Genomic DNA, 19,418 nt, shown 5'->3' on the forward strand with positions numbered 1-19,418 from the left:
CGTGAACTGCGGCGCTTCAGGGACCACCTGGGTGGGTAGGACGGGCAGCGTGGCGACCCAACGCGTGCCCCTACTGCAGATGCGCGTGTGTCCGGATCACCCGATCGTCATCACGCTCCTGCCGCCGTCGATGGGTGTCGTCTTGCAGCGAAAAAGAGTTCCGGCCGCACGATGATGGGCTGGACTGACGGCTTGCTTCGGCGTCGTTGCAGGGGCTGGCTGCACGTGCAATAAATGGGGGTCTTGTGTCGGATGTGTGGGTCAGCGGCCGGGGAGTTGGGGCCGGTGGCCGCCGAGGCTGAGCATGGCCAGGGCGATGAGGGCGTCGGGGGAGTGGAAGCCGAAGGCCATGCGGGTGAGTAGGCGGATCTTGGCGTTGACGGACTCGATCCGGCCGTTGGACATGCCGTGTTCGATGGCGGCGATGATCGCGTCGCGGTGGCGGGTGACGCGTCGTTGCAGGTCGATGAAGATGTCGATGCGGCTGCGGCGGGCCCAGCCGATCCACCTGTCGAGGGCTTCGACCGCGGCGGTCGGGCTGGTCTTGGCCAGGCTGAAAATGCAGCGCAGGCCTTCCTTGAGCGCCCATGCCCGGTGCAGGCGGGGGTGGGTCTTGGCGATCCAGTCGAGCTTGGCCCGTTGACCCTCGGTCAGGTTCTCCGGGTTCTTCCACAACGCCCAGCGGGTGTTCTTCAACATCCGGGCCTCACCGATAGCGACGCCACGACGGCCGGCCCCACGGCCGGTGGCCTCGTTCCACACCTGCCGGCGAACTCGGTCGACGGCGTCGGTGGCCCAAGCGACGACGTGGAACGGGTCGGCGCAGCGGACGGCGTTCGGGCAGCGACGACGGATGACCGTGGTGATCCAATCGGCGCCGTCGGCGGACACGTGGGTGATCGCGGCCGTGCGCTGCGGGCCGAGCAGGTCGAAGAACGCGTTCAGCGTCGCCGCGCTCTTGCCCGGCGCAGCCCACACCAGCCGACCGGTGTCGTGATCCACCACGACGCTCAGATACCGGTGGCCCTTCTTGTAGCTGACCTCGTCAATACCGATACGACGCAACCCGTCATACCGGTCCTGCAGACCACCGGTGTCTGCCCACACCCGCGCCACGATCGACCCCACGGTGCGCCAACTGATCCGCATCAACCGCGACACCGCCGACTTCGTGGTGTGCACCGCCAACCACGCCACCGTCGCGTCGAACGCCCGAGTATGCCCCGCCCCATGACGAGCCCACGGGACCGCCGCGACCACCACCCCATGCACCGGACACGACACCCGAGGCGCGTCCGCCTCGATCACCGCCCGCACCACGCCCAGATCCAACGCCCGCCACCGACGACGAACACCAGCGTCATACCGCGCACACCGCCGCCCGCAATGCGGACACCGCTGCCGAGCAGCCTTACGCACCCGCACCCGAGCCACCAACACCGACTCGGCCGGGTCGAACTCGACGTCCTCCACCACCGCCTGCTCGACCCCAAGCAGCCCAGCCCATACCCTGGCAGAACGCACGCCGTTCTCCCACCCATCCAGTTCTGACCTTCGACAAGCCAGAACCTAGGCAGGACAACGGCGTGCGCCATCAACGACGCACCGCACCACCCACAGATGCGCCACAAGACCCATAAATGGCCGGTGGGCACGGAAGGTAGCCGCGGCCGACCGCGTCGCGTTGTCCTGCAGGTAGCGGCGCGACCAGGTTGGTCTGCACAGCAAGGCCGTGTGGCCTGGCTGTTGCGCGTCAACCGCTTGTACGGGCCCCATGAGCAGTGGCTGCACGGCGGCGCAGTTCGTCGATCACCTGCAGCGGTGCTACTGCGGTGACCGGTACCGAGCATGCGGGAGTGGGAGGACGCCCAGCATGCGGATTACCTGGAAGAGGCACAGTGGCGGTTCGGCTAGCTGCCGGGGACGGCATTCACCGGCTTGCGCTTTCGTACACGGTTCGCTGCAGGTTGAGCCACCACGAGGCCGCGGCGCGGGCCATGGCGGGGGCCAGATGGTGGTTGCGTACCTGGTCGAGCAAGGGCGTGTTGCGGGCCATGCCAAGGCCGTAGATCAGCGCATTCAGCGCGGAAGCGCTCGCCTTGTTCCCCGTCCGGTGCAAGAGGTCGGCGTGATGGTTGAGAGCCTTCTTCCAGTAGTTGTCATCGCTGCGGCCCCCGATGTGCCCGATGGCTTGTGTGGCCGCCACCGTGATGGAAGGCGGCACTCCGTTCGCCGTCGTCAAACGTTCAATGAGCGGACGCTGCCGATCATCACCGAGGATGCGCAACGCCTCGATCATCGCGTGGGCCACGTCGACGCTGAACGCTGTGGCATGGCTACCTAGTTCCAAGGCGAGCGCGCTGGCTACAGGTCGCCGGTACGGGGTCCCGAAGAGCAGGATCGCCGCGTGCAGCCGTACGTCGAACACAGGACTGAACAACATCTCGTCAAGCAGTGCCGGTAGTAACTCGTCGCGGAAGCTGGGCACGTCGCGGGGCATGTTGGCCAGGGTGGTGTTGGTCATCCGTGCGACGAGGACCTCACCGGCCTCCGCCGCCGCCAGTCGACCGGCGGCCAGCACCTGGCCAAGCGTCGGGTCGCCTGCCACAAGGTGACGCAACCGGGTCTTTGCCGAGGCTGGCACGTCTGCCGGCAGCCGGCGTAGGAGCTCGGTGGCCAGCGGTTGAGCGTCCTCGTAGCGGGCCGGATCGAGCGCTAGTTCATTGACCACCGATACGAGGCGTCGCGTCTGCGGATCGTTGAAGTGTCCGTACCGCAGCTTGCGGACGCAGGCCAGCAGGGCCCCGTACTGGGCCCGATCGTTCGTCGGATGCGAAAGCTGATCCAGCACATGTCGGCTGGCGTCGGGATGAGGGCTGGCATCCAGGGCGCTGACGATCTCGACGAACACCTGGTTGGTGCGATCGGCAGCCAGGCTGGCGCAGGCCGCTACCGCGTGTTGCTGGCCGACGGGGTGAGCGAGTAGGCGGTTGAGCGCCTCGTAGCGCTGCATCCACGCCACGCCGTCGGCGACGATCATCTCCGCTAACAGCCGCTCGGCGATGTCCGACCAGGCCGATCGCGGTGTGATGACCTGTCGTGGCGAAAACGCGAGATAGGCAGTCAACTCGTCCCAGTCCGAGCCGGTGACGATCTCCTCGGATCGGACCGCCTCCACCAACTCTTCCAGCCGGGCCACCTGGTGTGGGTTTCCATCGCGCAGGCCCCGATCGAGCAGCGGGGCGCTGCCATCGGTGGCGGCGGAGTACCGGTAGATCGCATCCAACAGCGCGACGAGGCGATTGGCGGGTAGTTGCAGTAACTCCTCGTACCGGCGTACCGCCCGGTAGGGGACGCGCACGGCGGCCGTTTCCCAGCGGGAAATCCGGTACACACTGGTGCGTTCAGGCCAGCAACCACCTTGGAAAGCCTCGGCGAAGTCGCTGCCGCGGGCCCACCGCTCGTTCGGCCCGTACAAGCGGTTCACGCGCAACAGCCACGCCACCCGGCCCTGCTGCGCGGACCATCCCGGCCGCGCGACAACCTGCCGTGCAACACGGTGCGGTCGGCCTCGCCGGCCTCCAGTGCTCACTCGGCATTTATTGCACGCGTCGCCATTGCCTGCAACGCAGCGGCGGCAAGCCGACACTCCAGACCACCATCTTCGGAAGTTTGGTGGCGAACAGCAGGTCTTCAATGCCGGCTCCCGCGCGACCACCCAAGCCGCATTGGGATCCCGGAGGAGGACCGATGTCGTATTCAAAGACCCACACAGAGACCCCGCCGGACACGCGCTCGCGCTGTCGCTGCTGAGGCCGAGCAGGTGGTAAGGACTTGTCCGGCCCGGCGTCAGCCCCGGTCTTTGACTACCCGAACCGGTTTGACCTGCCGCTATAACGCGGCGCCATTCATGGCCTGGCGTCGTCACTGCGATGACACCTAGCGGTCACGGATTGCACTTTTGTCCTGGGAGTCCACCCGGTCGGTCATAGTTCGCCCAAGCCTTCACTGGGACGCTGATATGCAACCGAGGCGGGACGACCACAGTCGATCTGTAGGAGAATTCCATGTCGACGGCTTCTTTCGGAATACCCGGCCCGAATGGCACAGTCCAGGGATGTGGCCGAGTCGACTGCGCGGTGACCCTGATTGAGCCGGTCGACCTGCTGTGCCGCACCCACGGCGCACTGCTCGTCTTCAACGGGGTGTCTCAACGCTTGCGCTACGTGCTCGGCGTGCTTGCCTGCGCGCTGACCTGGGCCGCCTTCTTCGCCGCGCCCGCTCTGAACAACGTCATACCGATCTTCGTCGTGCTCGTGGCGGCGGGAGCGGCCGTCGTTGCGCTGCCGCTGCGGCGATTTCCGGTCGCCGGCCGGTCCATCGCGATCGGGTGGGTGATTGCGTGCGTGCTTGCTCCTGTCCTCGATCGGCCACGCGGTGCGGCGTTCCAGATCGTGGTCGCCGTGATTGCGATCGTGCTGGCGCTCGGCTGGGCGCTGCGCCTAGGCCGGTCAGCGGCGGAGCTGAACAAGATGGCCGACTCCTCCGGTGGCGTCGCCGGAGCTGCGCTGGTCGCGACCTTGCTGGGCGTCGCAACGGCGGCTGGCCTGCTGTGGTTGGCCACCGGTACCGCCCGCTCGGACCCGACCACCCACCTGCCCGCCGGCCTCGCCATCCCGCTGGCCTGGACAGCCTGGCTGGCCCTCGGATTCGCCGTGGTGGCGTCGACCGGATTCGCCGCCGTGTTGGGTACGGCGGGGTGGTCCGACCACGAATCGTGGCTGATCGAGCCGCCACGGGAACCCCGGCGGCTCGCCGGTCGGGGTGCAGAGGGGCGGTCCCCCGGCAGGGGCGTGCAGGCCATGGACCGGTTCATCGAGGTCCTCTCCCGGGTGATGGTCCAGCTCATCCTCTCCGTTCTGGACATGCTCATCTACCTGATCTACTACCGGGTTCTGCGTATCCTCGTAGCAGTAGTGAATTGGATCCTGCTATGGCTGGCAGCGATTTCCACGATCGGTTTGCGGGCGTTCGCCGTCCTTATCCGCGCGGCGTGGACTGCGACACGGGTAATCCTCATCCCGGCTGTCAGCCTGCTCGTCGCGGCGGCGCTGACTCTGTTGTTCGCGTACGCCGACGTGGACTATGTCAAGACTGGGTCGCTCGCCGACATGGCGCTGCTTGCCGGCTATGCGGCGGCCTCGTACGGTCTGCTGACCCTCGCCTGGACGGCATTGTCCGCGATGCGGGCGGGTCGGTTGTCCGCTGCGGTCGTCGACATGACCGGACACACTCTGGCGATCACGACTGTGATGGTGCTGATCGGTGGTTGGGGCTTCGGGATTCTCGGTGCGGTGGGCTACGGTCCGTACCACATCGGCTGGCTGACGCTGGCTTGCACCGGGCTGGTCGTTGGGGTGATGACGATACGGGGCATGCGGGGCAGGTCGAGGCCAGCGGAGTCGGACGACATCCACTATCCGGCGCCGCGCGCTCCCCTGCATGACACTGCTCGTGGCCCAGTGATCACGGACGCGACGCTCGCCGCCGGCAGCACGGCGACCATCCGTGCCGTCGACTCGGGAGGTGATCTTCGTTGAATGGACTGCTGGCGCTCCTGGAGATCGACGACGAGGACGGCGCCGATCCCACCGCAGCGACTTGGGACCTGCGCAACGAGCTGTGCACCCTCGACCTCGAACCACGGCTCGTCGAAGACACCTACCAGCAGGACGGGTCAAAGAGCCTGGGCTCGATTGTGCGCTGGCTGGAGCTGCGGGACCTGACCATGGACGGGGTCAAGGCCGTCGTGGCGACGGCCCTGCAATGGGCGATACGCACCCGGCGCACTGTCAAGGTCAAGGTCAACGGCGATGTCCTCATCCTCAGCAACGCCACGTCGGAACAGCAGGATCGAATCATCGAGGCCTTCATTGCTCACCACGGCTCCAACGCGTGACCCACGGCGCGGATCTCGTGCCGCTCTGATCGTCGCGACCTCGTCCTATCTCGACCCCACCTTCCGCGGGCTGCGGGCCCCAACGAGCGATGCTACGGATCTTGCGACGGTTCTGAGCGATCCCGCCATCGGCAACTTCCAGGTCACCTCACTGATTAACCCGGCCAGTCAGCAGCTGAAGGTCGGCGTTGACGAGTACCTCTCTGAGCGCGCCCTCGGGGATCTGCTCGTCGTGTACATATCCGGCCACGGCGTCCGAGACGCGCGTGGCCGGCTGTACTTCGTGGCGACTGACACCCTCTACTCCCGACTCTCGGCCACCGGGGTCGAAGCGTTGTGGCTGCTGGATCGCTTGGAGGAGTGCGCCGCGACACAGCAGGTGGTTATCTTGGACTGCTGCTTCAGCGGGGCCTTCGCAGCGGGAGCCAAGGGCGGTTCTGACGACCTCTCCCGAGACCTCGCAGAGCTGTCGGCGCGGGGGCGCGGCCGGATCGTCCTCACCGCCTCCCGCGCGACCGAGTATTCGTTCGAGGGCCAGGCGGTGCCCGGCTCTACGATCACCGGATCCGTCTTCACCGCCGGCTTAATCGACGGGCTTAAGTCCAGCACGGCGGGCCTGAGCAACCTCGGGCGCATTTCGGTGGAGGACGCCTTCCGGCACGCCTGCGATTTCGTCCAGCGGCACGGCGTCAACCAGACGCCACAACGGTGGAGCTACGGCGCCGAGGGCACGATATGGCTGGCCTACGCGCCACGACCGAAACCCACGTCCCCGCCCTCGCCATACACCGCTCCCGAGGCAGGGTCCGATGCTGCCCCCGAACTCGACGTACGGCACATCGCCTCGTCGCCTCCCAATTCGAAACCCCGGCAATCACACCAAACCCCTGTACCGCAAAGGTTGCCGCCATCTGGAGGGACCGTTATCGGGTGGGGCGGCCGCAACCCGAGCCTGACCCGCGCCTTCGCCACTGTCCTCGAGTTCGGCAGGCTCGCCGTACCAGCTGGACTGCGCGGGGTAACGGCGATATCCGCCGGAAGCCGGCACGCGCTCGCACTGACCACCGACGGAAGCGTGCTGGGATGGGGAGAGAACACCTTCGGGCAGACTCGGGTCCCAGTGCGACGGCTCCGCGGCGTACGAGCGATCGCAGCCGGCGGCGCGCACAGCCTGGCGCTCTGCACCGACGGCACGGTTGCCGGCTGGGGCAACAACAACGGCGGCCAGGCAAAGACGCCGAAGACAGTCTGCCAGGCCGTCCAGGTAGCAGCGGGCGGCTGGCACAGCCTGGCGCTCCTGCACGACGGGACGGTCGCGGCCTGGGGCGAAAACCGCGACGGCCAGACGCGGGTACCCCTCGGGCTGCAGGACATTGTCTCCGTCGCCGCTGGCGAGGCGCACAGCCTCGCCCTGCACGTTGACGGCACCGTGACGGCGTGGGGGCGCAACAACTACGGCCAGTCCAGCATCCCCGCGGCGGCGGTAGACGTGGTCACCATCGCCGCAGGCGGCTCGTACAGCATCGCCCTGCGGCGCGATGGACAGATCATCTCGTGGGGCCGGGCACCCACCGGGTCCGCCCCGCGTCGTCTGGAAGGCGCGCTCGGGCTCTCCGCCGGTGAATCACATTGCCTGGCGCTCGGCCGCGATGGCGTGCTGCACGCCTGGGGTGACAACAGCTACGAGCAGTGCGACATCCCGCATGGCCTCGGGGAACTCACCGCGGTCAGCGCTGGCGGCACCTTCAGCCTGGCGCTGGTCGCCGAACGGTGACCCAGCGAGCGCCTGTAGCTCATCAACGCCGCGGGCGGCTGCCCGGCTGTCATGGCTGTGAGTAATTCACGGGTGACGTGAACGTGATCCTCATGTTTGACTGAGGTCTATGCGAGCGGGGCAGGCGCGACTGGCGATCGACTGCGGAAGCGCCAGCACCACCGCCGTGGTGGCGTGGCCGGACGGCACCTCACTGCCGCTGATGTTCGACGGGGAACCCGCGCTGCCCAGCGCAGTCCTGCTGTCCCCGGACGGGGACACGCTGACGGGCCACCAGGCGTGGCAGTCCGCCTCCGGCGCCCCGGAGCGGTTCATTCCGCACCCGCGCCAGCCTCTCGACCAGCGGATGACCGTCGCAGGATCGGAGGTCGATCCCCTCGACATGGTCGCGGGAACCCTGCGTCGAGTCACTCAGGAGGCGCAGCAGGTCGCCGGTTCCGACATCGAGGATGTGCGGCTGGTCGTGCCAGCAGGGTGGGGCCCGAGGCGGCGGACGTGGATGCGTCACGCCGCGCACCGGGCAAGCCTGTCCCAACCCACGCTGATCGAGGCGCCGGTGGCGGTCGCCGGGCACCTCCTTGCCGTAGGGGTGCAGCTGCCGGTCGGGTCGTTCATCGCGGTCTGCGACGTCGGCGCGGGGGCGGAGGTCAGCGTCCTGCGGCGCGGCCCTGCTGGGTTCGAGGTCCTCGCCACCCTGGCCGACCCGAACGCCGGCGGCACCGCCATCGACGAAGCCCTCGCCGCCCTGCTCGGCGGCACCAGCCCTGACCAAGGTGACGGTGAACGGTGGGCGCTGATGGCCAGCGTCCGAACCGGCAAGCACGCCCTGGCCGACCACGTCGCCGTCACGATCCCGCAGCTGCAGGGCTCAGCCATCGTGCTGAACACGGGACTGCTGGAACAGGCCGCCCACCCGATCCTGCACCGCGCCGCCCAACTGACCACCGAGGCGATCGCGGCCGCGGAGCTCAAGGCCGAAGACCTCGCAGGCGTCTACTGCGTCGGCGGCGTCGCCTGGATGCCGTTGCTGGAAAAGGCGCTCACCGAAACCACGGGTATAACCCCCACCGTGCTCGCCGATCCTGGGCTGGCGGCGGCCCGCGGTGCAGCGGACGCCGGCGCCGCCGACGCCACCGCCGGGCAGCCGGTGGGGGAGGAGCCGGTACCGCCGGTGCGGCGGGCGGTCGCGATCGCCGTGCCCGGCTTCGCCTCGCTCGGGCTGATCTCCCAGTTCCTGCTCACCCCCGAGTGGAACGGCAGCCTCATGTACAAATGGGCGCTGCTCAACTGGGGTGAACTCACCGTGGCCGCCGTCTTCGCCGTGATCGCCAGCCTCGGCGCCGGCACCGTCCTCGCCTCCGCCATCGCCGCCCGCACCAGCCTCACCCCCGGCACACCCGCGAGCCCAGGCTCTCAGACCGGCACCGGCATCCTGGCGTCGGCGTCCCTCGGCGTCGCCGTCGCCGGCATGTACGCCGTCCTCGGCAGCCTCTACATCGGCGACCCCGTCGGCGGGTTCCTCCGCTGGACGCTGCCGCCGGTCGCCCCGATCGTCGCCGCTGCCGCCGTGATGGCCCTCGTCGCCGCCCGACAATGGCGCACCCCACCCGGCGGCTGGTCGAAGCTGCTCGCCTTCCCGACCGGCTCGGTGATCACGGCCGGCCTCGGCATGGCGCTGATCCAGTACTCGCTGACCGCCGACCGGTGGCCGAACATGGTCCTGTGGATCGACCTTGCCGGACGCGTCGGCGGCCTGCTCCTCGGCATCGGCGCGGTCATGGCGGTCGTCTCCCAGCCGATCTTGCGGCTGATCCTGGGCGCGCCCCTCGCGGTCATCACCGCCGCGCTGGTCAGCTGGCCCGCCTCAGGAATCCTCGGAGTGATCTACGCGATCGCCGTGGCCGGGTGGTGGCTGCGCCAGCTGTGGACCCGCCTCCTGCGCCAACAAGCCCAACCACCTCATCGGCCGGCCCGATGACCCGACGAGCTACGGCAGGCGGCCAGGTCACGGGGTGGGAGCGCGGGGGATGAGGTGGCCACGGCGGGTCGTGTCAGCCGCCTTCGTCTTGACCATGCTGGTCGTACCGCCGTGGCTGTTGACCACACTCGCCGGGCCGCCGCTGCCCGCCTGGCCCACGTCGGCGCAGCTGCGGGACTGGATCGAGAACCCGCTGAACCAACACACCCTCACAGCCGGGCTCACCGCCCTCGCCTGGCTCGTGTGGCTGGGCCTGGCCTGCACCGTCGCGGTCACCGCCGCCCGCCGGGCACGCGCCCGCGCCCGATGGCTGCGCCGCCTACCGCTACCCACACCCTGGCAGGCCGCGGCCACCAGCATGGCCGGCGCCGCCGCCCTCAACACCGCCCACATCCCCACCGTGGACACACCACCGTCGCCAGTCTCGGCCTCCACCGGCACTCCCCACCCGCACGACGGCGCAGTCGACACGCAGACCGGCGGTGGCATCACGGTGCCCGGGGGCTGGCTACCCAACGCCACCGCCCAACAGGTCGCCGCCGCAGCAGCCCTCGTGTGGCTGCGCCGCCGCCGCGCCTACCAACCCGGGCAACCCCCACCCGACGACTCGGACCTGGCGCCGCTACCGGCCACCGCCGCCGCCGTCCGCGAAGCCCTCACCGACGCAGACACCCAGCAGCCGCCCGCCACACCCGCCACCGCGGCACTGCCAGCCCTGCCCACGCCCTGCGTCGCCTTCACCGGAGACGGCGCCGCTAACGCCGCCCGCGGCATGCTCATCACCCGACTCCTCGCCGCAATGCGAGACCCACAACACGCGACCCGGCTGGTCATCACCCACACCGCCCTCACCACCCTCCTGCCCGACATCTCCACGGACACAGAGATCCCCGGCCTGCGCGTCATCGACACCGTCGACCAGGCGGCCGCGCTGCTCGCCTCCCTCATCGACGCACCTCCCGCGCCCGGTGGGGGAGACGGCCACCCGGACCTACTGCTGCTCACCGACCCGCCGAACGCTCCGACGGCCGGCCAACTCGCGACCTTGCAGCACGCGGGCGCGACCGTCGTGATGCTCGGCGCCGGACCGCCCGGGACCACCTGGAGCATCGACCGCCACGGCCACACCCGCGACGAGCACACCGGGCGGGCGGGACCCCGGCTCTGCGTCCTCAACCGCACCGCCGCGACGGACCTGCTCGCCGTCATCGCCCACCCCGCCCGTGAACGTCAGCACCCCGTCACCGAACCGGCTCCGCCGCGGCGGCAGCCAGCCGAGACCGGCCACGCCCGGATTCCCCGCCAAGCAGGCAGTGACCGCCGGGCCGCCGCGCCCGACATTCCAGCGGTCACGAACCCCCGTCTTCAAGTGCGGGTGCTCGGCCGGCCCGCTCTCCTCGCCAGCGGGGAGCCCGTCACGATCCGCCGCAGCGCCGCCCTGCAAGTGCTGGTGCTCCTCGCCGTGCATCCCCAGGGCGCCACCACCACAGACCTGGTCCAGGCGATCTGGCCCGGGTTGCCCGCGCACACCGTCACCGGCCGCCTCTACACCACCCTCAGCGACCTACGGGCCGCCATCCGCACCGCCACCGACGCCACCGTCCTCGGACACACCGACGACCGCTACCACCTGAACCCCGACCGAGTCGACGTCGACCTGTGGCGGCTGCACGCCGCCGCCCGCAACGCCGCCACCGCCCTGAGCGACCCCGCGCCCGCCTGGCAAACGGTGATCGACATTTACACCGGTGACCTCGCCGCCGGCAACACCTGGGCCTGGATCGACCCGCCCCGCGAGGCCACCCGCCGGCTCGTCCTCGACGCCTACGCCAGCGCCGCCGCGGCCCAAACCGATCCCCACCAACGGCTGCGGCTCCTCCAAGACGCCATCCGCGTCGACCCCTACAACCACACGCTGCACCAACTCGCCGCCGACCAGCTGAACGCGCTAGGCGACGCCGACGCCGCCGCCCGGCTCCTGCACGGCTACCAGAGGCGCCTACAACTCGCCGGCATTGCCGCCAGCGACCAAACCGCGCCCACCTCGCGCTGACCCAGCCGCTCACCCCATCAGCAGCATTGATCTGCCCGTGCAGCCTCGTGTCAGGAGCTGTTGCGGGGCGGCGCTGACCTGCGGGTGTGAGGTCGTGTGAGGTCGTGTCAGGTTCTGTCAGCCGTCATCACCGCCCATCACCGCCACGGCGGCCATAGCGTCACGGCACCGTCCATCCCCGCGCACCGGCAGCACCCTCGCCTGCCAGCGCGGGCCACGAGGGGAGGCCAGGTGACGTTCCGAACAGCACGCGCAGCAGCCACCACCACCGTCGTCCTGTCCACAACAGCCGTGCCGGTGATCCTTGCCGCCACCGGCACATGGACCCCGCAGCTACCTTCACCGGCCACCGCTCGGCAGTGGATCGCCCAACCGATGAGCACCGGCTTCGTCATCGTCCTCGCCGAAGCCGCAGCAGTGGCGCTGTGGCTGCTCCTGGCCACCGCCATCCTCACCCACGCCTACGCCGCGCTGGCACGCCGGCTGCGCTGGACGACAAGCCTCCGCCTTCCCGGCCCGCTTCAGGGCCTCACCGCGGCGCTGCTCGGCGCCACCGCCGTCACCACCGCCACGGGCGCCACCGCACACGCCAACCCCGCCACCGCCACCACCAACAGCGGAGTGCCGACCGCCGAACCGACCACCACCACGTCCACGTCCCACCACCACGCCAGCCCAGACCCGCGACCAGCCGCGCAGACACCCACCTACACCGTGCGGCGCGGAGACAGCCTCTGCCGGATCGCCGCACGCACCCTCGGCGACGCCGACCGCTGGCCGGAAATCTTCGCCCTCAACCGCGGCACCCACTTCCCCCACGTCGGCGGCACGCTGCGCGACCCGAACGTCATCTACCCCGGCTGGACCCTCGACCTGCCGGCAGACGCCGACCCACCCCCCACGGCACGCCCGCCTGCTAACACAGCACCACCGAAGGGCGGCAATCCCGACGAGCATGCGGCGCCGGACTCCGACCCGCGACCGTCACGTCCGGCGCCAGCGCACACCGAACACTCGGCCGCCCCGCAACCCGCCGCCACCACGAACCCCCACGGGAACGCCGCCCAACCCAGCTCAACAGGCAACGCGATCAGCCCAAGGGCAGACACCAGCCGCCCGGCCGAGAAGGCTTCCCCAGGCGTGTCGCTTCCCACCGGCAGCTGGGTCGACCTCGGCCTGGCCGGCGCCATCGTCGCCGCCGTCGCGCTGGTCTGGGCCCACCGCCGACGCCGCTACGTCCCCCGCACATCCTCGACCCGGCCTCGCCTCGACGACACCACCCTGACCCCCATGCCGCCGGTGGTCGCCCAGATCCGTCGCGGGCTGCGTCGCGCCACCGCCCGCTACTCACACCTGGGCGATCCGGCACACCGGCGCGCCGACAACCCCTACCCGGACCGGCACACCCCCAGCGGTGAACGGCACGACCGGACATCGGACCGCGACGACGCGCACCCTGCCGTTGACCAGGCTGAAGATCAAGGCCCGAGGCCGGTCGTGCCGACACCGCACACCCTGCTGTCGCCGCCGCGGCGTTCGGCGGGACTGGGCCTCACCGGGCCCGGCGCCCACGCCGCCGCCCGCGGACTCCTCACCGCTGCCCTCGCCGCCGGCGGCGCCGAACATCCTGACGCCCGCACCGAGGTGGTCGTGCCATCGGCGACCGCGGCGGCGCTGCTCGGCACCACCACAGCCAACCTGCCCCGTACCCCGCGGCTGACCGTCACCGCCGACCTGGACGATGCCCTGCGGATCCTCGAAGCGCGGGCGATGCACCGCACCCGGCTGCTCCAGCAACACGACGTCGGCACCATCGACGAGCTGCGCGCCGCCGACCCCTTCGAGGAACCGCTCCCACCAGTCATGCTGCTGGCCGACACCAGCGGCGAGCAGGCCCGGATCGTCGCCCTGCTCACCCAGGGTCAACGCCTGAACATCCACGGCGTACTCCTCGGAAACTGGCCCGCCGGTGACACCATCACCGTCGCCACCGACGGCACCACCACCTCCGGCGACTGCGGCGCCCGGCACACTACCCACCCTGACGAGATTGACCGCCTCACCGTTCTTAACCCGGCTGAGGCCCTTGACCTGCTCACGACCCTCGCGGAATCCCACACCGGGCTGCCACAGGTCCCCGCGCCCGCCGAACGCCTGTCCGTTGTGCCCGCCGAGGCTGCCCACCCGCTCGCAGCCGAGACTCCGCCCTCTCCCGCCACCCTTACCGACGGGGCCATCACCGACCCGACTGCTGACGACGAAACCCGAGCCGACAACCCCTGCAGCGCCGCTGCCGTGCCAGGAGACGGGCACCAGGACAGCCCCGCCGTCCCAGCACCCAGGCTCCCTGAGCATTCGCAGGCGCCAGATCAGGCAACCAGCGACAGGGGCAGCGACCCCGAGGACGGCAAGCAAGTGCGGATCCAGGTGCTGGGCGCACCCGCCGTCGTCGGCGCAGACCCGCACCGCACACCACGCGCCAAATCCCTCGAGCTGCTGGTGTACCTCGCGGTGCACGACGGTGCCGCCTCCAGCGAGGCGATCCTCGACGACCTGCTGCCCGACGCCCCAACCAGCAAAGCCGCCGGCCGGCTCTACACCTACGTCTCCGGACTGCGCGCCGTCCTACGCCAGGCTGGTCGATCCGCAGGACACGTCACCCACCCCGACCACCGCTACGTCCTCAACCGAGACCTGCTCGACGTCGACCTGTGGCGCATGCGCACCGCCATCCGCGACGCCGCACAGGCCACCGACCCACAGACCCGCGCCGCCGCGCTACGCCGAGCGGTCGACGCCTACACCGGAGCCCTCGCCGACGGCTGCGACTACGAATGGATCGAGCCCCACCGGGAGGCAATACGCCAGGAAGCCCTCGACGCGCACCTTGCCCTCGCCGACGCCCTCGCAGGACGACCCGCGCAACAACTGGCCGTCCTCGACGCCGCCATCACCCACAACCCGCACCACGAAGCCCTGTACCAGGCAGCGATGCGAGCCCGCGCAGACCTCGGCGATGTCGAGGGCATCCGGATGCTGCGCAGAACCCTGGCACGCCGGCTCAACGACATCGACGCCGAACCCAGCGACGACACCCTCGCCCTCGCCGACCGACTCATCGCCGACCTGCGCCACAACAATGCCTCCTCCGGCAACCGCCGTCCGCTCAACACGGAGGGAGGGGCCGAATGACCGCGAACGCCACGCTCACCTCCAGCATTGACGATTCACCGGACGCGCTGACTGGTGACGCCGCTGACCAACTGCAGCGACTGCGGTGGGCGGTACGGGCAACCCTCGCCCTCGGCGTCGTCGCGTCAGTCGCCGCGAACGTTCTGCACGCCCGCCCGAACCCGATAAGCCAAATCATCGCCGCGTGGCCGCCTCTGGCCCTGCTGCTCACCGTCGAGCTGATCTCCCGCGCACCCCACCACCGCCGCCTGCTCCGCGCCATCCGCATCGCCGCGACCGCTGTCATCGCCGCCATCGCCACCTGGGTGAGCTACTGGCACCTCGTCGGCGTCGCCGCCCGCTACGGGGAGACCGAACACGGTGCCGCCTACCTGTTGCCCATCTCCGTCGACGGGCTCGTCATCGTCGCCAGCGTCAGCCTCGTCGAGATCACCGCAAGGATCCACGCCGCGACGTTCGGGACAGCCCCGCTCACACCGCCAACAGCTCCGCCCCTAGCCGAACAATCACCAGCCACGACCGTCACCCGCGCGACCCGCACGCCGGGACGGCGCGGCGACACGCACCACGACCCGGCTCGAGACACGCCGCCGACACAGCCTTCTGAGGCCTCGCAGTCACGACCTACGGACAACGACGGCGCGAGCAGGCCGGAGCTGCCGCACGCGGCCCTGGACACCAACCCAGACGAGGTGCCGGCCGGCACCGCCCCAGCGGTCGCCTACTGGCGGCGACGCGACCCCACGCTGCACCCGGCCGAAATCGCCGCCCGAATAGGCAGGTCCGAACGCACCGTCCGCCGCCACTGGCCATCACCGGCACGCAACGGCTCCAGCACACGTCAACGGGCACCTCATTGACCGCCCTCACTGACACCTGTCCGCGCCCGGGTCACCGCACAATCCCCCCAGAGTCCAACGCCCACAGCCTCCAGCGGACCGACGGCGATGAGCGGAGGAAAGTACTGTGCGCAACCGCCAGCGGCCTTGAAGGCGCCATTACCAGCGATGCGGCGTCGACGGCGCCGCGCATCCGCTTCTGCCGAGATGAGTGTGCTGCCTGAAGTCGCGATATCGGCCCTAACGGCGTTTCCACCAACGCCGCGGGCCGGGCGCTTCGGTGGCGGTTGGCGTCAGTAAAGACTGGGCTGTTGACTTGCTGACTACCAGGCTGATCTCGCAGATGGCGCTGTTGACGAGAACGCCTTCACAATCGGGATCGGTCGCGGCCATCTGGAGGAGAACCTCACCGGACAGGCCTGCGTTGAACCGGGGACCAAAGTTGCGTAGTGCTGCTTCGGGATCGGCATATGCCAGCACGCGCGGCAGCCCGTCGCCGTGAGTGGTCCTGCCCGCGCCAAGGTTGCCGTCAGCGACATATCCGCGCGCGTCATGGGCGGGCACCCCGGTGGCCACAATGCCGACCGTGGATGCCCGGAAGAGCCTGAGAAAGCGCTCGTAGCTCTCGGGGGTCTTGGTTTCCGCGTGCTCCGACATGACATCGGACAGCGGGGTTTCACTCATGCAGCGGACGATAGCCTGCTCGCCACGGGCGCACCACGGCAGGCTGTTGAGCGGCAGCCCCATGCCCGGTGAGCGCCGCCGACCCGAACAACGGCTGCCGCATCACTATGCTGCAGCCCATCGCCACAGCGGGGCGTCGGACGTCGCCTCGAGCGTCCGGACATGCCGCGATGCGCACGTTCAGCCCCGCTCCTGCCAACGTCCGACTCTGCCGAGTTGAGTCCGCCAGCAGTACACGTAGCGATCGGCACGATGCCAATCGCGGCTGCCCAGCTCCTCTTCCTCATCGGGAGTGGAATGCTGTTCCTACAATGGCGCCTATGGGCCGCTCGTCACGCCGGAAGCACACGACGGGCCGGCGTGACGTCGTCGTCGAGCCCCGCAAGTCGGTTGCCACTGCCGTGGCCACCGCCACGCCACCTAGTGGCGCAGCAGACGCCTCGTTGCGCTCTCGAGATGCCGAGAGGTGGAAGCGGGTCGCGTCCGCCGTCGGTGGCTTTGCACTCGGAGTCGCCGTCAACCTGGTGACGCCTCTGCTGACCGCGCCGGTGATCGTACTCAGCAGCACGTTCGTTGTGCTGATCTTCGTGGTGGCATATTTGCGCATAGGACACGCCGACACACTGTTGTCGGTCATCACCCTTTGGATATTCGCGGCCGGCGCCGTGGTGGCCGCGGTCGTAGGCATGACCAATGCTGATCCTGTTGGTCGCTTCGCCTGGGCGCTCGCGGCACTGCTCGCGGCATCTGCTGCGCTGGTCCCACAAGCCGCTTCGAGCGCGACCGCGGCGGTGTTCGCTGTACGCCGCCTGCTTGACACCTCACGGGACGTCCAGAACCTCGCGCTTGGGTTACTCGCTGTAGTCGGAGTCATGCTCGGCTCCGGTGCGGTCCTGTCGATCATCGACGAAGACGTGGGCTTATTCGTAGTGGCCGGGACCGCGTGCATCGCCGTGGCGCTGGCCTCCTTGTGGTGGTCCCGTCGACGAGCACAGCTAGCAGCAACATTGTCGGTGGCCGCTGCAGCGCCGCTGGTGGTCGGCGCCACCGCATTCGGAATCTCAGGCGATGTGCTCTCGGCGGCCCTGTTCGCTGCGTTAGCGATGTCGTTCGCCGGTGCCGGGGGTGCGACCCTGTTGTCCCAGCCTATGCTTCGAGGGCTGATCGCCCTCGGTGCGGCCGCTTTCGCTGGAGCGCTCTTCGTTGCTGGCGTCTTAGACGAATACGGGTACAGCAACTACGGTTACTCCGAGCTCACATGGATGCTACGTGGCGCTGTGGCCATGCTATTCCTCATCGGCGGGATCGGGATGCTGCTGAAACGGACCCTGCTGTCAGCGGTAACCGCCACGGCAGGGGCGACAGCGGTGGCCCTAACGGCCGTCATTATCTGGCGTCACGAAGGTGCGGATTGGCCGTTCTATCTCGTGTATGGCGTCGTGGGAGTCGCTATTGGAGTCAACGCCGTCGCCGCCTCCCCGGCTCCTGGCACTGTTCGGCGGTGGTCGGCGCTGCTCACGGCTCCTCGATCGGCTCCCAGCGCACCCGGGAATCCGTAGTCAGGTCGGCGCTGAACGGGCGTAATAGGTGACCGCGCTCCAGCTGGCTGCCGGGTGGTGCAGCTCAGGCGCCGAAGCCTGCGTAGCGGCCTCCGTAGCGGCGTGCGAGGGCTGTCAGCTGCGCCACCCGGGCATGATGGGCCGGGTCGGGCGGCAGGTCGGGGAATGCTGCGGCGATGTGTCGCCGACTCGAAGGGACAGGTCGCTCGAGCGATTGCTCGCTGGCCTGGCCGCCGAGGTCGGTCAAGCTCGCGATGCATGCGGCCACGGTTTCGGGCTCGTTTGGGAGGTCGAGGTAGTACGTGGTTCGCCGCGGCGACGGCTCGGGATAGTCGCCGTACTCTTCCGACATCGCCCAATGCATGCGTTGGCACAGATCGGCCAGTAAGGCATTCATCTCGCCGGCCGAGGCGCCGTCAGGCAACGGCCCATGGTCGGTGAGGCGGCTGAGCAGACGGCGCACCAGGTCCGGCGGGAGCTCGTCGGCCGTGAGGTGACCGTGGACGGTCACCAACACGCCGAAGAGGGCCTGCAGATCCGACATGGGCAGTGCTCGAGTGGGCGATTCCATGCACGCCACGGTAGTGACCTCGGCTCACCTCATTGCTCGCCCACGTCAGCCATCACCCGAGATTGAATGCACTGTCATGCCGCCGACCGCGCGCGTTCGGCGCCGCCCTGTCGTGCCGAGATCAGTAAGTCGATAGTTGTGGAAGGCTTCGTAGGTGACAAGCCTTCAGGAGGCCCTGAACGCCGCCGCAGATGACCCCGCTTCCCCGGCGTGGGATCTCATCTGGCAGGAATCGTGTCACCAGGGCACCTGCGATCCCGCAAGCGCCGTTCTGCTGCCCTGGTTGGCCCGGACCTGCGCCAACTTCCGTCCTCAAGACCGAGAGCGCGCCGTCGTACTCGCCGGGTTCATCGCCGTAGACGCCGACGACAAGAGTCGTGGCTTGTACGCCGATGACATCGCCACATTGCGTGCGCTGACCCTTGAGTGCCTGGCATCCGCGTCCAGCGACACGATGTTCGTATACCTGCAGCAAGCCCTACTCGGTTTCGACGGCGACGAAGTCTGGGGCAAGGAGCTCGACCGCATCAACGACGGGGAGGTGGACGTGCAGTGCCCGGCGTGCGCTGAGGACCTGCTCGTCGACCTGCAGTCAGGGGATTCCTCGATCGAACCCGGGCTTTCCTCACAGCTGGCCACGAGTCTGCACGCCGAGGCATTGCGGCTGGGCCACGAGTCGGTGGCGACCGTACTCACCTACCTGTTTGGTCGGATGACCTGTCCCGCATGCGGCACCACGTTCAACCTTGCGGACGAGGTGGCCAGTCCTCCCCGATGAGCGCAGGCATCCTCATTTGCCGCATAGCGCT

The 19,418-nt window shown here is 69.2% G+C and carries 13 protein-coding genes; 9 read left to right on the forward strand and 4 right to left on the reverse strand.

Translation table 11 applies throughout. The features are described 5' to 3' along the window. Positions 1-261 precede the first annotated feature (261 nt). The gene (locus Q2K19_RS25725; protein WP_302762472.1) at positions 262-1,524 is read right to left on the reverse strand and encodes an ISL3 family transposase; all 1,263 of its coding nucleotides are present in this window, start codon (positions 1,522-1,524) and stop codon (positions 262-264) included. Positions 1,525-1,930: 406 nt separating this feature from the next. After that, positions 1,931-3,505 carry a hypothetical protein gene (locus Q2K19_RS25730; protein ID WP_302764502.1) on the reverse strand — a complete coding sequence of 525 codons (1,575 nt, stop codon included), beginning with the start codon at positions 3,503-3,505 and terminating at the stop codon, positions 1,931-1,933. A 634-nt stretch (positions 3,506-4,139) separates the two neighbouring features. On the opposite strand from Q2K19_RS25730, the gene Q2K19_RS25735 reads away from it, so the two are divergent. The 7 genes from Q2K19_RS25735 to Q2K19_RS25765 all read left to right on the forward strand — a co-directional run bounded on the left by Q2K19_RS25735 (position 4,140) and on the right by Q2K19_RS25765 (position 15,816). Then, positions 4,140-5,600 (forward strand): hypothetical protein, encoded by a 1,461-nt coding sequence (locus Q2K19_RS25735; RefSeq protein WP_302764503.1) that lies wholly within the window; start codon positions 4,140-4,142, stop codon positions 5,598-5,600. Beyond that, positions 5,597-5,959 (forward strand): hypothetical protein, encoded by a 363-nt coding sequence (locus Q2K19_RS25740; protein WP_302764505.1) that lies wholly within the window; start codon positions 5,597-5,599, stop codon positions 5,957-5,959. The genes Q2K19_RS25735 and Q2K19_RS25740 overlap by 4 nt, the downstream gene beginning before the upstream one ends. After that, entirely contained in the window at positions 5,934-7,733 is a 1,800-nt protein-coding gene (locus tag Q2K19_RS25745; protein WP_302764507.1) for a caspase, EACC1-associated type, read from the forward strand. Before Q2K19_RS25740 ends, Q2K19_RS25745 begins: the two co-directional genes overlap by 26 nt. Positions 7,734-7,842: 109 nt before the next feature. Beyond that, a complete protein-coding gene (locus Q2K19_RS25750) occupies positions 7,843-9,711 on the forward strand; it encodes an Hsp70 family protein (protein ID WP_302764508.1) in 1,869 nt (622 codons plus the stop codon). A gap of 70 nt (positions 9,712-9,781) precedes the next feature. After that, positions 9,782-11,764 carry an AfsR/SARP family transcriptional regulator gene (locus Q2K19_RS25755; protein ID WP_302764509.1) on the forward strand — a complete coding sequence of 661 codons (1,983 nt, stop codon included), beginning with the start codon at positions 9,782-9,784 and terminating at the stop codon, positions 11,762-11,764. A gap of 375 nt (positions 11,765-12,139) precedes the next feature. Beyond that, positions 12,140-14,956, forward strand: coding sequence for a BTAD domain-containing putative transcriptional regulator (locus Q2K19_RS25760; protein WP_302764510.1), 2,817 nt, complete (start codon positions 12,140-12,142; stop codon positions 14,954-14,956). Then, positions 14,953-15,816: a DUF2637 domain-containing protein gene (locus Q2K19_RS25765; protein WP_302764512.1), complete on the forward strand. Its 864-nt coding sequence runs from the start codon at positions 14,953-14,955 to the stop codon at positions 15,814-15,816. The genes Q2K19_RS25760 and Q2K19_RS25765 overlap by 4 nt, the downstream gene beginning before the upstream one ends. Before the next feature lie 219 nt (positions 15,817-16,035). On the opposite strand, the gene Q2K19_RS25770 is transcribed toward Q2K19_RS25765, so the two are convergent. Further along, positions 16,036-16,479 (reverse strand): hypothetical protein, encoded by a 444-nt coding sequence (locus Q2K19_RS25770; RefSeq protein ID WP_302764514.1) that lies wholly within the window; start codon positions 16,477-16,479, stop codon positions 16,036-16,038. A 524-nt stretch (positions 16,480-17,003) separates the two neighbouring features. On the opposite strand from Q2K19_RS25770, the gene Q2K19_RS25775 reads away from it, so the two are divergent. Further along, positions 17,004-18,038, forward strand: coding sequence for a hypothetical protein (locus Q2K19_RS25775; RefSeq protein ID WP_302764515.1), 1,035 nt, complete (start codon positions 17,004-17,006; stop codon positions 18,036-18,038). A 64-nt stretch (positions 18,039-18,102) separates the two neighbouring features. On the opposite strand, the gene Q2K19_RS25780 is transcribed toward Q2K19_RS25775, so the two are convergent. Beyond that, on the reverse strand, positions 18,103-18,582 hold the full coding sequence (locus Q2K19_RS25780) for a hypothetical protein (protein ID WP_302764517.1): 480 nt from the start codon (positions 18,580-18,582) through the stop codon (positions 18,103-18,105). Between the two features lie 181 nt (positions 18,583-18,763). On the opposite strand from Q2K19_RS25780, the gene Q2K19_RS25785 reads away from it, so the two are divergent. Beyond that, positions 18,764-19,387 (forward strand): hypothetical protein, encoded by a 624-nt coding sequence (locus tag Q2K19_RS25785; protein WP_302764519.1) that lies wholly within the window; start codon positions 18,764-18,766, stop codon positions 19,385-19,387. Positions 19,388-19,418: the final 31 nt, after the last annotated feature.

Origin of the sequence: Micromonospora sp. NBRC 110009 (genome assembly GCF_030518795.1) — a bacterium.
Taxonomy (GTDB): domain Bacteria; phylum Actinomycetota; class Actinomycetes; order Mycobacteriales; family Micromonosporaceae; genus Micromonospora.